The sequence below is a fragment of the Eubacterium sp. ER2 genome, from assembly GCF_000765215.1.
GTDB lineage: Bacteria > Bacillota > Clostridia > Lachnospirales > Lachnospiraceae > Claveliimonas > Claveliimonas intestinigallinarum.
Window position 1 is genome coordinate 1 of the sequence record NZ_JPJE01000001.1, and the last position, 13,216, is coordinate 13,216.

The following is a 13,216-nucleotide window of genomic DNA, read 5'->3' on the forward strand; positions in this document are numbered from 1 at the left end:
TTTGTCGCAGGCCTATTTGTTGTACCCTTTTTTATCTGTTTTCATTGAAATCTTTTTTTATCACCTCTTGACATATCACCAAATTGCTGTCTGTGATTTTTTCGTTCTTCTCCAGTATACAGGAAAATGCTCTGCGAATGAAGTACCAGTTTTTCTGTTTCTGCGTGATCAGCGAATTTTCTCCAAAATCTGAGCGATCATGGCGGCCCGGTTAAAGGGCACCATAAAATAGTATCCGTCCGTGATATCGCGGAGCTTTTCCGCGATCTCCACGGCGATCTCCACGCCCACCTGCTGGGCCTCCTCCCTGCTCATGTCCCTGTCGTACCGGGCGATGATCTCGTCGGGCACGCTGATGCCGGGAATCTCATTTTTCATAAACAGGGCGTTCCGGTAGCTTACAAGGGGCATGATGCCGCAGATAATCTTCGTGTCTATCCGGGATTTGATATACCGGATCCGCTCCATGTCCTCATCTGAGTAGATGGGCTGGGTCAGGAAGAAGGAGGCGCCTGCCTCGCATTTCTTCTCCATCCGCCTGATCTCCGCGTCCAGGTTGGCCCTTCCGTAGTTGAGGGCTCCGCCGTATGCCACCGGATCCCGGGCAAAATGCTCCCTGTTCATGCGCTCCAGGTATTTCATAAGGCTCACTGAGTGGAAGTCGTAGACGGAGGTGACCACATCCCTCTCCCCTGAAGGCACCGGATCCCCGGTGACAAGGAGGAAATTGCGGATGCCGTTCATGTAGGCTCCCAGTATCTGGGCGCCCATGCCGATGACATTTTTGTCCCGGCAGGCAATGTGGGGCATGGTCTCCACCTGCAGGCGGCCCGCCACCTTCACGGCGGACATGGCGGAATCCGCCCGCATCCGCCCCATGGGGGAGTCGGAGAAGGTGATCATCTCCACCCCGGCTGCCTTCAGGGCAGCCGCCGCCTCCATCATCCTGGCGTCATTTCCGTCGTGGGGCGGATCCAGCTCGGCGATCACCACCTTCTCGCCGGAGTAGAGCCGGCGGATGAAGGGGTTGCTGTTGTAGCTGATATCCTTGTCCGCCCTCTCCTCAGGCCGGTCTGTGAACCGCCTGGGGATCATCCTTCCCCCGGGCATCCGGGACAGCTGCCGTATGTAGGCTGGGCTGGTGCCGCAGCAGCCGCCGATAATGTTGACTCCAAGCCCCGCGATCTCCTCCATGGCCTCCCCGAAATAGAGGATATTATCCCTGTATACGTTCCGATTCTGGATCCGATCCGCATAGCCGGCGTTGGGGGCCGCGAACACCACCAGGTCGCCGAAATCCTGCCTGCGCAGCACTTTTGCCAGATGGGCCGGCCCTACGCCGCAGTTGAAGCCGATGCCATCGATCTCCGAGCTCTCTCTGGCTGTTCTGACCAGATCCGCCGCGCCAAGCCCGGCGTTGGTATAGCCGTACATGTTGACGGAAAAGCTGGCCATAATGAAGGCGTCGCTGACAGAGCGGATCCACCGGGCCACAGGGAGAATTCTCTTAAAATCAGAAAATGTCTCGAACCAGATCAGCTTCACCCCCGCATCCAGGTGGGCTCTTGCAATCGTCTTGTATTCCTCCAGTATCTCCTGCTCGCCGGCCTCCTCTTCTCCGCTTCCGTGCTCCGGTATGGGTCCTATGTCTCCCGCAATGTAAACCGGTCTTCCGGGCGCCTCTTTTTCAATCGCCTCCCCGGCGATACAGCAGGCTGCCCGGACATTTTCATACACCTTCCCCAGGAGCTCCTCCCGGGAGGCCTCCCCCCAGGTCTGGGACAGGGTCTCTGTGTTGGAGGCAAAGCTGTTGGTCCGCAGAATGTCCGCCCCCGCTCTTATGTATTCCCGGTGGATGGCCTCGATCTTCTCCGGCGCCGCCACATTGTCCAGCTCCGGGAAGCGGCTGCCTCCCCCGTATATTTCTCTGTAGTAGGTTCCCATAGCGCCGTCTGTGACAAGCCGGCCTGACCGGAACAATTCTCTGAAATCTGTCTCTTTTTGCATTGATCAATCTCCGTTTCTAACTGCCTGGAAGGCCGTCTCCAGAGCGGCGATCAGATCCTCCGCCCGCTCGATCCCGATGGACAGGCGGATGGTGTTGGGCCGGATTCCCTGTTCCTTCAGCTCTTCCTTCGTGCACTGGCTGTGGGTGGTGGTAGCCGGATGGATCACCAGGGACTTTACGTCCGCCACATTGGCCAGCAGAGAGAAGATGGGCAGGCTGTCGATAAATTTCCGGGCGTCCTCTTCCGTTCCCCTGATCTCAAAGGTGAAAATAGAGCCGCCTCCATTTGGCAGATACTTTTTATATAAAGCATGAGTGGGCTCCCTGTCAAGAGAAGGATGATGGACAGCCTCCACCTGGGGATGGGCTGCCAGGTATTCCACCACCTTCAGCGCGTTCTCCACATGTCTCTCCACCCGCAGGGAGAGGGTCTCCAGCCCCTGGAGGAGAAGGAAGGCGTGAAAGGGGGACAGTGTGGCCCCTGTGTCCCGCAAAAGCACGGCTCGGACGTAGGTGACAAAGGCGCTGCCTGGCGCCGCCTCGGCAAAGGATACGCCGTGGTAGCTTGGATTGGGCTCTGAAAGCCAGGGGTATTTGCCGGACGCTTTCCAGTCAAAGCTTCCGCCGTCCACGATGACTCCCCCAAGAGCTGTCCCGTGTCCTCCCAGGAATTTGGTGGCGGAGTGGACCACAATGTCCGCCCCGTACTCGATGGGCCGCACCAGGTAGGGGCTGGCAAAGGTGGAGTCGATCACCAGGGGAATGCCGTGCCTGTGGGCGATCCCGGCCAGCGCCTCGATATCCGCCAGGTTGGAATTCGGATTGCCCAGCGTCTCCGCGAAGATGGCCTTTGTGTTTTCCTGGATAGCCGCCTCAAAGGCTCCCTCCTCCTCCGGGTCTACGAAGGTGGCCGTGATGCCGCTTGTCTGCGGAAGGGTGTGGGCCAGAAGATTGTAGGTTCCGCCGTATATAGTCCTGGATGCCACAATGTGCTCCCCCGCCTTTGCCAGAGCCTGAAAGGTGTAGGTGATGGCCGCCGCGCCGGAGGCTGTCGCCAGAGCCGCCGTGCCGCCCTCCAGGGAAGCGATTCTCTTCTCGAACACCTCCTCCGTGGGATTGTTCAGCCTCCCGTAGATATTGCCGCCGCTTTCCAGGCTGAACAGATCCTGCGCATGCTGGCAGTCCTGGAACACGAAGGACGTGGAAGCATAGATAGGCACGGCCCGGGCTCCTGTGGCCGGATCCGGCTGATCCTGTCCTATATGCACCTGCCTTGTCTCAAAGCTCCAGTTTTCTGTATTTCTTACATCTTTCATGGTAGGTTCCTCCTCTTTTTCTATTTGTGTCTGTATCTGCTTTTGTCTGGGCCTGTTTCTGTCTGGGTCTATCCTACCACGGCCAGTCCTTTCCGGCTAATACAGAAAAAAAATAGCCGGTTATAGTTTCAAGCTATAACCGGTCTGTCTGTATTTATCCTCCGCAGGTCTCACTGTCCTGTCCCCAGGTACTTCCTCAGCTCCTGGATATAGAGCTCCCCCATCCTGCTGGGGATCATGTTCTTTCTGACAATGTAGCCGATCTCCATGGTACTGTTTCTGTTCTCCTCGTCGTCCTGGAAGGGCACTGCCACAAACTCGTTTCCGTTCAGCTCCTCACAGATGATGCCGGAACAGAGGGTGTAGCCCTTCAGTCCCACCATCAGGTTCAGCATGGTGGCCCTATCGTTAGCCCGAATGATACGGGGATACTCATTGGTGGACAGGATTTCCTCCGCTAGGTAGAAGGAGCTGTCATCCCCCTGCTCAAAAGCAAGGCAGGGATAGGGCTCCAGCTGTTCAAACCGGATGGACTCCTCCCCGGCCAGAGGATGGTTCTTCCACAGGTAAACAAAGGCCTGGCAGTCGATCAGATGGTGGAACACAACCCCCGCCGACCTGAGCATCTTCTCCAGACTCTTCCGATTGAATTCAGACAGGTACAAAACGCCGATCTCGCTCTTCATGGTACTCACATCACGGATCACCTCCGCTGTCCTTGTCTCCCGGATGGCGAATTCATACTTGGACATGTCAAATTCCTTGGCCATGTCCACAAAGGCCTTCACAGCAAACGAGTAGTGCTGGGTGGAGACGCCGAACTTTTTCTTCTGGGAGCCTCCCTTTCCGTATTTTTCCATGACCTCCTCGTACTGGCCGTAGAGCTGCCTGGCATAGAGAAGGAACTCAGCCCCGTCCCCTGTCAGAGTGACTCCCCGCCCGCTGCGGTAGAACAGGGTGATCCCCAGCTCTTTTTCCAGCTCCCGGACAGCGCTGGTGAGTGAGGGCTGGGAGACATACAGAAGCTCCGCCGCCTTGTTGATGGACTTTGTTTCTGCTATGGTGATGATATAATTTAACTGTGTCAGTGTCATTGTCTCCCTCTCTCTTCCGTTTTCTACCTGCGGCCCCTCCTCCCGGGCCCGGCTGCCTCGTCGGCCCTATTCCAGCACCTCATATGTTCTCCTTCAGTATAATATAAATTCTTTCATTTATGCAACTATATATGCCTTATGTCCCGCCACCAACGGCATCCCCTCCCCTGTGCTCTCTTGCGTCTGTACCGTAAAAACTGCACGGTTTGAAAAGTGAAAATCCGCCCTGAAACCGGGATGAAAACAGTAGAACGCAGATGCGAGAACCGCATCTGAATTCCAGGAGCGGCATTTTCGCTCCATTTCTCAGAGCTACAGAGTCCATCTTGTTTTCCTCCCGTCGCTTGTAATAAATCTCTGATTACTGTAAAATAAAACAAAATCTGTCCACGCATTTTAAAGGAGGACATCCATGATCGAAATCCATCTGTTTGAACAGCTTGCTGCCTTTGCCGACTGCGGCACTCTGTCCGCCGCGGCGGAGCAGCTCCATATCTCCCAGCCCGCCCTGAGCCGCTCCATGCAGCGGCTGGAGGAGGAGCTTGGAGTCTCCCTTTTTGAGCGCCAGAAGAGCCGGCTGACACTGAACGAGACCGGGGAGCTGGCCGTGAGATACGCCAGGAACCTGCTCCTGCAGGAGGAGTCCATGATCCAGCAGCTCCGGGACTTTGACAGGAAAAGGCGGACCATCTGCGTGGGATCCTGCGCCCCTGTGCTGATCCCGGATTTCGCCACGCTCCTGTCCCGCCTGTACGAGGGCATGACTATCTCCACCGAGCTGACCGGTGATCCCCGCCTACCGGAATATTTACGGGAGGGGAGATATCAGATCGCCATTCTCCACGAAAAGCCGGAGGGGGAGGACTTTTATTCTGTCCCCATGGAGAGCGAGCATCTCTATGTCACCCTGCCTCCTGTGCATCCTCTCGCGGACGCGGACGGCCTCTACCTGAAGGATCTGGACGGCCAGACCTTTCTCCTCTACTCCCAGATCGGGTTCTGGGACGAGCTGTGCCGCCGGAAAATGCCCTCCGCCCGCTTTCTTTTGCAGCAGGACATAGACGTGCTGGGGGAGCTGGTGGCAAACTCTGCCTTTCCCGCCTTCACCACAGACTACATAATACAGCACACAGGTGAAGTGACAGACCGCATCGCCATCCCCATCCTTGACCCGGAGGCCAGCGTCACCTACCACTGCACCTGCCTGCAGGCTGAGAAGGCCAGGTTCCGCCAGGTCTTCGAGCATATCCGCGCCGCCCATTCCCGCTGACCGCACTAACGCCCGCCGCCGGTTTCAATCACGCGCTATCGCCACGCAGAAAAAAGGACCGGCCCCGTGCGTCCGGGAAGAAAAAGGACACACCGCAGACCGGTACCTCTGGTTTTCTTACTCGTGGATCTTCATGCCATGCAGCATCTTCACAAAGGCCGGGTCATCGTGGTTGACGATCTCGCTGTGTCCCAGATCCAGCTTCGCGATCTCAGCCATATCCTCTGCGTCAAGCTCAAAATTCCAGATGTCCATGTTCTGCTCTATGCGGTCTTGGTGCACGGACTTGGGAATGACCACCACGCCCCTCTGCACATTCCATCTCAGGGCTACCTGGGCCGCGCTCTTGCCGTATTTCTCCCCGATCTTCGTCAGCACAGGGTGGGTAAAGATGCCGTGATTTCCCTCGGCAAAGGGGCCCCAGGCCTCCGGAACGACTCCGTACTCCTTCATGAGAGACAGGGCGTCCTCCTGCTGGAAGAAGGGATGCAGCTCCACCTGGTTTACGGCCGGCATCACATCCACTGTCTCGCAGAAGTCTGCCAGGCGCGCGGGATAGAAATTGCACACGCCGATGGCCTTCAGCTTGCCTTCCCTATAGGCCTGCTCCATGGCTCTGTAGGCTCCGATGTAGTCGCCCATGGGCTGGTGGATCAGGTACAGATCCAGGTAGGAAAGGCCCAGATTATCAAGGGACGTCTGGATGGCTTTCTTCGCCTCCCCGTAGCCTGCGTCCTGTATCCACAGCTTTGTGGTGATAAAAAGCTCTTCTCTTGGGACGCCGCACTTTTTGATCGCCTCTCCCACTGCCTTTTCATTCATGTAGGCGGCCGCCGTGTCGATGAGGCGGTATCCGCTGGCGATGGCGTCCAGAACCGCCTGCTCGCACTGCGCCGGATCCGGCACCTGGAACACGCCAAAGCCTTCCAGCGGCATTTTTACTCCGTTATTCAATGTCACAAATTCCATGTTCTTTTCCTCCTTGAAAATGAATATTTGAAAATCCAGTTTCACTGCCTGCACAGGAACCTTTCTCCTGTCTTCAGGTAATATTGTAGGAGGTTTGGTCCGAAAAGTACAATGCCAATTCGGCACACGTCTATAACTTAGACGCATAGCAGATCAAGCTCACTCCCAGCAGCGATATGAGCACGCAGACCGCCAGTCCGGTGATCCCGTTCATCCTGTTTGCATCCACGCTGCTCGTTTTCTGAAATGAGGCCAGCATCGTGGACTGCAGGGTGAGCATGGACACCAGCGCATCGGCCACTCCGCTCAGAGCCAGATTAAGAAGCAGGAGCAAAATGCCGTCTGCCCGGATGTCAGACAGCTCTTTCTTAATTACGCGGACTGGCTCATAATGCCGATACCCCCGTTGTATACCGTGTAGGCCACAGTCAGAGAGAGCAGCAAGAACATATATAGCGGCGCCGGCGACCTGAGGGAGTATATTTTTCTGCGACTGTGTGACAGCCAGCACGAAAAAAACTGCCGCGCCCAAGTAAATCAAAAGATCGTTTTCTTCCTTCTACATCGATCGTTCCAGGCGGCTTGATAAGGCCGCTCCTCCTTCCCCTTTGTCCTCTTTTGTTTCCGATAGGAATTATAGTACATCCCACTGTCATGAAAAGAATTTTTTTATACCCATTCAAATAGTTGACTCAATCCACAATATAGTTTTTATATTAAATGAGGACTCAGTCAACTATTATTTGTGACGGTATTGATTATGGAATTAAAATATGTAATTGCAGGAGCCGGCGCTACCGGCGAAAGCATCGGCGCTTTTCTTACCGCGGACGGAAGGGATGTGGCTGCGGCCTGCGGTGTGGAAATGCCCGTCTATCACCGGGTCACTGAAAAATTAAAGGCAGGAGGGCTGAAATAAATTTGCTTTCCATATCCATTTTACCGTTTTGCGGAAGGCATCTTCGCGGCTATGCCGACATATTTCACTTGCTTCCTATGCATCTTCCGATATTCAGTTGGCAGCATCTGGGCGACATCCTTAAATGCCTTGCTGAATTTTCCGGAAGTTTCATAGCCCATTTTCCCGGCGATCGCCCCAACCGTTTCATCTGTATCACGCAGAAGCTTCATTGCCTCATGGACCCGGTACTCCTTCATATAGGTTGCAATGGGAAGTCCGTATACTCTCCGAAAGACTTCCTTTAGCATAGTAGTATTCATCAGATAACGCCGGGACAGCTCCTCTATCGTGTACCTTTTTTCCAAGTGTTCTGTCAAAAGATCGTGGATCTCTCTGATCAGGTCTGTCTGCTCTGAGGCATACTGGCTTAACTCTCTCCCCTCAAACTGAAGGCTGTCCAGATACAGGAACAGTTCCTGTACCTTCAGCTTCAGATAGGGGCGCCTCTGTCCGGGATGAACGGAAAACAGCGGTGCAAAAATGCTTTCAAGCTCCGGGCTTCCGGGAATTGCGACAGGCTTTTCCCCGCAGTACCTTGTCTGAAACCGTTTCAGGTCAAGGCCGGCATCCTTTAATATCTCCGGGCATTCTCTTCCCAGCACGGAAAAGTCGACAGATACAGCAATCCCTTCTGAATATCCCAGCGGAAACATCATATCTGATTGGGAACAGCACGAAGCACTGTGCACAGTCATATCCCCGCCTCCCAGGTAAACGGAAACTCCATGGCGCATATTCCAGCCGATCCTTCCGCTTCTGCAGTAGTAAATTTCCATGATCCTGTCAGATGCCTCATGCTGGAACTCTGAGCTGGAAGCCTGAAATTCATTGTATGACGCCTCGATGCCGGGATATAGAAAAAATGTCTCAATCCTTCCTTTTCCCTCGGATTTGCCCCGGAGCTGCCCGACCAGCAGGCTTTGCTCCTGTCCCACCCCGGAATGACGGATAATAGAAATCGTATTTTTCTTCATAGCACCTCACCTGTTTTCAAAATCTCCTCCAGAGCCGCGGCAATATCCCCGTCCACTCCTATGGATCGCCCTCTGATCTCATCCGGGATATAGATTTCTCCCTTGTTGAAGGTAATATAGACCGCTTCCGGTTCAGAGGCGGCAAGCCGCATGAAAGGCTCCTTGATCATGCGGTTGCGCCAGCCAACGCCAAATTCCAGAATCACCAGCTTTTTCCCGTGATACTGCTTTATAAAATTCTGATAGTCTGCCATTTTCCTCTGAAACTGCTCTGTCTGGAAAAAGGCATTGCTGTCAGCCATATTGACCGTCACAGGGCTGCCGCATTTCGGGCATCGGGGGATCAGCTCCGCGGGAACAACCCCATCCCTCTCAGCCCCGGCCATCTTCAGGACCTCATCCCGGTTCTCATACAGTACTCCCTCACAGCCATTCCGGCACCGGGACTGGGTGAGGCGCCCTTCCATCTCAAAGATCTTATCCCGGCTGAATCCCGCGGGCACGAAATGATCCTCCCCGTTGGAGGTCACGACAAAATAGTCCTTCTGGCCGACGAGGCGATACAGATCCTTCATCACAGAGCCCGGCTGCTCCAGATAACATTTCCTGCTGATCAGCCGGCTGAAAAAGGCCCACCTTGTCTCTTCCGATGGGTACTGAAAAAACAGTCCCTGGAGTACGCTCCTGATGCCGTACCTGGCGCGAAAATCCCTGAAGTTCTCCCGGAACCACCGGTCATCCGCAAAGATATTGTATCCCTCTGAGATCGACAGCCCATTGCTGGCGCCGATCAGGAGCGCATCTGCGTCTCTGATCTCTTTATAGATTTTTTTGTATGCTTCACCCATAGTCTTCATTGCCCCTTTGTTCTATTTTCACCTTTTTGGATTTCCACGGCGTCCCGCAGGACAGCGGCGATATCCTCTTTTACAGCCAGGCCCTTCTTCTCTAATTCTCCGGGGAGCAGGGCATCCCTGGGATTGATCGTAATATAAAACGCCCTCGGCAGAGAGTACGTCAAATTCCAGAAGGGCTCCTGAATGAACATGGGCGTCATGCGCCCTACTCCCAGCTCCAGGAAAAGGATTTTCTTCTCCTTATTTTGCTCGAGAAATTCATTGATCTTCCGATATTCCTCCCTGTATTTTTCACCCTCCAGAAACGTATAGCCCCGTACCCAAGGCTCCATCTGAGCGCCGCATCTGGGACAGCGGGGAATCATTTCCACAGGAATGCACAGATTTTCATCAATGGCCTCATTCATAGCATAAACCAACTCTTTATTATAGTAAATATGGTCATGACAGCGCCGGCTGCACTGATAATAACGGGAGTCCCCCTGGATCGCGCTCAGTTTTTCCTCCGGGACCACACGGGTAAACTGGAAATCCTGGTTGGTGGTCATGATATGGTAGTTTTTTCCCCGAAGCAGCTCCATGAGGTCATAATAGGGCTGCCCGGTGGGACATTCATATTCCATGTAACCCATGCGGGCCAGAAACGCCCAGCGGGCCTCCGGCGAAGGATAGTGATAGTAAAATCCATTAAAAGCCCCTGTAAATCCATATTTTTTATGGAAGTCACCCAGATATTTCTGAAACATAGCATCGTTCTGATAGAAGAAATTAAAGCCGCAGGATGCGGACATTCCCGCAGCCGCTCCCACCAAAACAGCCTCTGCCCCATTTATTTTATCGACCAGAGTCTGCACATTTTTCATATGCGTATCTTTCAAAACCGGATTTTGCATGATCTGCATGATTGACTTTCCTCCATTCAGTTGTTATTATTAAAATTACATGGCGATTGTAACATGTTAAATTATAAATTACAAGCAAAATTTTTGAGGTGACAAATGAAATATTCCAAAAAGCTAAGTGACACGATCCACTGTCTCGCTTTTATCGCTCTGGGAGAGAAGGAGCATCTGACCAGTACCAGGATCGCCGAGAGCGTGAAGACAAATCCCGCCTATATCCGGCAGCTGATGGCGGCATTAAAAAGAGCCGGACTCATTTCCAACACACAGGGACAGGCCAACGCCTGCCTGACAAGGCCGGCTGATCAGATCACCATGCTGGACATTTACCGGGCTGTGGAGGGTGATAAGCCTCTGCTCCACCTGGATGTAGATACCAACCCGGAATGTGGAATCGGGATCCACGTACAGCTCTCCATCGGAGATTTTTACAGAGAAATCCAGGAGACCGCAGAGCAGAAAATGAGGGAGATCACCCTTCAGGATATCATTGACCGCTATCACGAGAAAATCAAAAATCTGCCCATAGACACTGATCAGGCAGAAATTGGAAAAGAGGGACTTGCAGATGAATGAGAAGAAAAAAACAGGACTTGTAGTGGAGGGCGGAGGTATGAAATGCGCGTACAACGCAGGAATACTGGACGCCTTTCTCGACCAGGGGATTACCTTTGACTACTGTATCGGGGTCTCCGGAGGCGCCGGAAACGTGGCGTCCTTTATGGCCGGACAGAAGGGCCGCAATCTGCGCTTTTTCACAGACCACATTCATTCCCCAGGCTATTTCGGGATCAAAAGCCTGCTGAAGACCGGCAATCTGTTTGGCCTGCAGTATATCTACGGGGAACTGACCAATTCTACGGGAAAGGATCCGCTGGATTTTGCGGCCATCATGAGAAATCCCGCCAGATATGAGGTCGTGGCCACCAATGCCCTGACCGGGGAAGCCGCCTACTTCGCCAAAGAGGACATGAAGCAGGACGACTACCGGCCGATCATGGCATCCAGCGCCATCCCCGCGGCCTGCCGCCCGGTAGAGATAGGCGGTATCCCCTACTATGACGGAGGCATCTCCGACGCCATCCCGGTGCGCCGCGCTCTGGAGGAGGGCTGCGACCGCCTGGTGGTCATCCTGTCCAAGCAGCGGGATTATGTGAGAAAGCCTCAGGGCATGCGGCTCCTGTATTCCCGCCTCTGCCGGAAATACCCAAAAATCATAGAGGCCATTGATCAGAGACATCTTACATATCTGACCAATCAGAGAGAAGTATTTGATCTGGAAAAAGCCGGAAAAGCATTTATCTTTGCGCCCAGCGAGCCGGTCCGGGTAGGAACCTACTCCATGGACGAGGAGACTGAAAGAAAGCTATACGATCTGGGTCTGAAGGATTTCTCAGCTCAGCAGGATGTGCTGCAGCAGTTTATGAGATAAAGTTTATGAGATAAAGTTTATAAGATAAAAGGAGATAATTGGACATGAATAAGAAAATCAGGATTACTGTATTAAAAGCGGAAGTAGATAAGGAGCTGGAAAAGATGTATGCCGTCCCCGGTCTGGGTCCCTGCCCATGGCATCAAAAAGGGCAGGTGCTTTACAGTGACGGTATTCATCGTCCTGAAAATATGTGCAGTGTTGCCTGGCAATTCCTTGCTCCCTTTGCAGAGAGCCTGTCAAAGGGAGAACTGCTCCAGCCAAGAGGAACCTGGCTGAAAGACGACTCAGTGTGTGTGGCCGCCTGTCCGGACGGCGTGCGGCCTGTAATTTTCCTGATGGAAGCGATCGATTAATTTGAAAATAGTATTGACTTAAATATTACTATATAGTACTATCTTTTATAGTATAATATGTTTGAAAGGAAGATTACTATGAAAAAAATTGAAATTGCTTCAGCACCTGTTTACACCTCGCCAAATCCGATCACATTCATCTGTACTGAGAAACCGGACGGCACTGCCAACCTTGCGACTCTCGCATTCTGGACTTATGCTTCTACTTCACCTGGGAAGATTATATTTTCTTTAAATAAAGGGGCATATACGCTGGAACTTTTGGCTGCGAACAAGGAAGTTGTAGTGGCAGTACCAGGAATGGAACTCGTCAATGCACTTATCGGCTGTGGAACCAGTTCGGGAAGAGATGTGGACAAAACAGAAAAATTTGGCATCCCAATGCAAAAAGTGGAGGGAACTGAGATCCAGGCACCGAAGAATTGCCGGCTTTTAATCCATGCATCTGTCTCCCAGACAGTGGATGCGGACGATCATATTATTCACGTTTGTGATGTGAAGAATGTATTCGCCGACGAAAATGTCGAAGCAGTTTTTGCATGGAACGGTTACGCGGAATTTGCGGAGGCACAGAAAAAATAATAATTTACAGAAAGGACAGGCAGGCATGAGTACATGGCTGCCTGTTATGGTGATTTATGAGTAGACAGGCTGGCTTTTTAATTTCAAGGATCAAACATATCGGAGGAAGATTGTTTGAACATATTCTTGACGATAAGAATATTGATGCATTTAACGGAGCTCAAGGCAATCTTCTATACATTCTGTGGCAGGGAGATGGTATTCCGATCAGAGAACTTTCCAAACAGTCAGGCCTGGCGATGACTTCTCTGACTGGTATGCTGGATCGGATGGAGTCCGCTGGGCTGATCTACAGAGACCGCGGAGATAAAGACCGAAGAAAGATTCTGATCTTCCTGACAGATAACGCCAGAGCTCTGGAAAAGGATTATAACGAAGTGACCGAAGAAATAGAAAACATATATTATAAGGGCTTCAGCGAAGATGAGATCGACCAGTGCGAAAACTATCTGCAGCGAATCCTTCATAATGTCGAAGAACAATTATAGTATAATG

Annotated in this window: 15 protein-coding genes; 7 read left to right on the forward strand and 8 right to left on the reverse strand. The window is 52.8% G+C overall.

Annotated features, from left to right (window positions below):
* Positions 1 to 168: 168 nt before the first annotated feature.
* From NI21_RS0100005 to NI21_RS0100015, 3 genes are all read right to left on the reverse strand, one after another.
* The gene (locus tag NI21_RS0100005; protein ID WP_033124189.1) at positions 169 to 2,007 is read right to left on the reverse strand and encodes a bifunctional homocysteine S-methyltransferase/methylenetetrahydrofolate reductase; all 1,839 of its coding nucleotides are present in this window, start codon (positions 2,005 to 2,007) and stop codon (positions 169 to 171) included.
* 3 nt (positions 2,008 to 2,010) lie between these two features.
* Positions 2,011 to 3,324, reverse strand: a complete 1,314-nt coding sequence (locus tag NI21_RS0100010) for an O-acetylhomoserine aminocarboxypropyltransferase/cysteine synthase family protein (RefSeq protein WP_033124190.1) — start codon at positions 3,322 to 3,324, stop codon at positions 2,011 to 2,013.
* 170 nt (positions 3,325 to 3,494) lie between these two features.
* Positions 3,495 to 4,418, reverse strand: coding sequence for a LysR family transcriptional regulator (locus tag NI21_RS0100015; RefSeq protein ID WP_033124191.1), 924 nt, complete (start codon positions 4,416 to 4,418; stop codon positions 3,495 to 3,497).
* 412 nt (positions 4,419 to 4,830) lie between these two features.
* Between NI21_RS0100015 and NI21_RS0100020 the strand changes: the two genes are divergently transcribed.
* On the forward strand, positions 4,831 to 5,688 hold the full coding sequence (locus NI21_RS0100020; RefSeq protein ID WP_033124192.1) for a LysR family transcriptional regulator: 858 nt from the start codon (positions 4,831 to 4,833) through the stop codon (positions 5,686 to 5,688).
* 117 nt (positions 5,689 to 5,805) lie between these two features.
* Here NI21_RS0100020 and NI21_RS0100025 read toward each other — a convergent pair whose 3' ends face one another.
* Together NI21_RS0100025 and NI21_RS16650 are read right to left on the reverse strand one after the other, a co-directional pair.
* Positions 5,806 to 6,657, reverse strand: coding sequence for an aldo/keto reductase (locus tag NI21_RS0100025; RefSeq protein ID WP_033124238.1), 852 nt, complete (start codon positions 6,655 to 6,657; stop codon positions 5,806 to 5,808).
* Between the two features lie 130 nt (positions 6,658 to 6,787).
* Positions 6,788 to 6,991: a hypothetical protein gene (locus NI21_RS16650; RefSeq protein ID WP_147581150.1), complete on the reverse strand. Its 204-nt coding sequence runs from the start codon at positions 6,989 to 6,991 to the stop codon at positions 6,788 to 6,790.
* Positions 6,992 to 7,417: 426 nt separating this feature from the next.
* On the opposite strand from NI21_RS16650, the gene NI21_RS16655 reads away from it, so the two are divergent.
* Positions 7,418 to 7,576, forward strand: a complete 159-nt coding sequence (locus NI21_RS16655) for a hypothetical protein (RefSeq protein WP_156111845.1) — start codon at positions 7,418 to 7,420, stop codon at positions 7,574 to 7,576.
* Positions 7,577 to 7,596: 20 nt separating this feature from the next.
* On the opposite strand, the gene NI21_RS0100035 is transcribed toward NI21_RS16655, so the two are convergent.
* The 3 genes from NI21_RS0100035 to NI21_RS0100045 are packed head-to-tail and all read right to left on the reverse strand — an operon-like array spanning position 7,597 to position 10,351.
* Positions 7,597 to 8,592 (reverse strand): AraC family transcriptional regulator, encoded by a 996-nt coding sequence (locus NI21_RS0100035; RefSeq protein WP_081957903.1) that lies wholly within the window; start codon positions 8,590 to 8,592, stop codon positions 7,597 to 7,599.
* Entirely contained in the window at positions 8,589 to 9,440 is an 852-nt protein-coding gene (locus tag NI21_RS0100040; protein WP_081957910.1) for an NAD-dependent protein deacetylase, SIR2 family, read from the reverse strand. The genes NI21_RS0100035 and NI21_RS0100040 overlap by 4 nt, the downstream gene beginning before the upstream one ends.
* Positions 9,441 to 9,445: 5 nt before the next feature.
* Positions 9,446 to 10,351, reverse strand: a complete 906-nt coding sequence (locus tag NI21_RS0100045) for an NAD-dependent protein deacetylase (protein ID WP_033124195.1) — start codon at positions 10,349 to 10,351, stop codon at positions 9,446 to 9,448.
* Between the two features lie 96 nt (positions 10,352 to 10,447).
* Between NI21_RS0100045 and NI21_RS0100050 the strand changes: the two genes are divergently transcribed.
* The 5 genes from NI21_RS0100050 (at position 10,448) to NI21_RS0100070 (ending at position 13,209) form a co-directional block, all read left to right on the forward strand.
* Positions 10,448 to 10,927 (forward strand): Rrf2 family transcriptional regulator, encoded by a 480-nt coding sequence (locus tag NI21_RS0100050; protein ID WP_033124196.1) that lies wholly within the window; start codon positions 10,448 to 10,450, stop codon positions 10,925 to 10,927.
* Positions 10,920 to 11,783 carry a patatin family protein gene (locus NI21_RS0100055; protein WP_033124197.1) on the forward strand — a complete coding sequence of 288 codons (864 nt, stop codon included), beginning with the start codon at positions 10,920 to 10,922 and terminating at the stop codon, positions 11,781 to 11,783. Before NI21_RS0100050 ends, NI21_RS0100055 begins: the two co-directional genes overlap by 8 nt.
* Positions 11,784 to 11,827: 44 nt before the next feature.
* Positions 11,828 to 12,139: a TIGR04076 family protein gene (locus tag NI21_RS0100060; protein WP_033124198.1), complete on the forward strand. Its 312-nt coding sequence runs from the start codon at positions 11,828 to 11,830 to the stop codon at positions 12,137 to 12,139.
* A gap of 78 nt (positions 12,140 to 12,217) precedes the next feature.
* Positions 12,218 to 12,721: a flavin reductase family protein gene (locus NI21_RS0100065; RefSeq protein ID WP_033124199.1), complete on the forward strand. Its 504-nt coding sequence runs from the start codon at positions 12,218 to 12,220 to the stop codon at positions 12,719 to 12,721.
* Positions 12,722 to 12,777: 56 nt separating this feature from the next.
* Positions 12,778 to 13,209 carry a MarR family transcriptional regulator gene (locus NI21_RS0100070; RefSeq protein ID WP_033124200.1) on the forward strand — a complete coding sequence of 144 codons (432 nt, stop codon included), beginning with the start codon at positions 12,778 to 12,780 and terminating at the stop codon, positions 13,207 to 13,209.
* Positions 13,210 to 13,216 lie beyond the last annotated feature (7 nt).

Excerpts from the sequence above, each read along its gene's own strand:
- NI21_RS0100005 (WP_033124189.1), bottom strand. The coding sequence starts at position 2,007 with ATGCAAAAAGAGACAGATTTCAGAGAATTGTTCCGGTCAGGCCGGCTT.
- NI21_RS0100010 (WP_033124190.1), bottom strand. The coding sequence starts at position 3,324 with ATGAAAGATGTAAGAAATACAGAAAACTGGAGCTTTGAGACAAGGCAG.
- NI21_RS0100015 (WP_033124191.1), bottom strand. The coding sequence starts at position 4,418 with ATGACACTGACACAGTTAAATTATATCATCACCATAGCAGAAACAAAG.
- NI21_RS0100020 (WP_033124192.1), top strand. The coding sequence starts at position 4,831 with ATGATCGAAATCCATCTGTTTGAACAGCTTGCTGCCTTTGCCGACTGC.
- NI21_RS0100025 (WP_033124238.1), bottom strand. The coding sequence starts at position 6,657 with ATGGAATTTGTGACATTGAATAACGGAGTAAAAATGCCGCTGGAAGGC.
- NI21_RS16655 (WP_156111845.1), top strand. The coding sequence starts at position 7,418 with ATGGAATTAAAATATGTAATTGCAGGAGCCGGCGCTACCGGCGAAAGC.
- NI21_RS0100035 (WP_081957903.1), bottom strand. The coding sequence starts at position 8,592 with ATGAAGAAAAATACGATTTCTATTATCCGTCATTCCGGGGTGGGACAG.
- NI21_RS0100040 (WP_081957910.1), bottom strand. The coding sequence starts at position 9,440 with ATGGGTGAAGCATACAAAAAAATCTATAAAGAGATCAGAGACGCAGAT.
- NI21_RS0100045 (WP_033124195.1), bottom strand. The coding sequence starts at position 10,351 with ATGCAGATCATGCAAAATCCGGTTTTGAAAGATACGCATATGAAAAAT.
- NI21_RS0100050 (WP_033124196.1), top strand. The coding sequence starts at position 10,448 with ATGAAATATTCCAAAAAGCTAAGTGACACGATCCACTGTCTCGCTTTT.
- NI21_RS0100055 (WP_033124197.1), top strand. The coding sequence starts at position 10,920 with ATGAATGAGAAGAAAAAAACAGGACTTGTAGTGGAGGGCGGAGGTATG.
- NI21_RS0100060 (WP_033124198.1), top strand. The coding sequence starts at position 11,828 with ATGAATAAGAAAATCAGGATTACTGTATTAAAAGCGGAAGTAGATAAG.
- NI21_RS0100065 (WP_033124199.1), top strand. The coding sequence starts at position 12,218 with ATGAAAAAAATTGAAATTGCTTCAGCACCTGTTTACACCTCGCCAAAT.
- NI21_RS0100070 (WP_033124200.1), top strand. The coding sequence starts at position 12,778 with ATGAGTAGACAGGCTGGCTTTTTAATTTCAAGGATCAAACATATCGGA.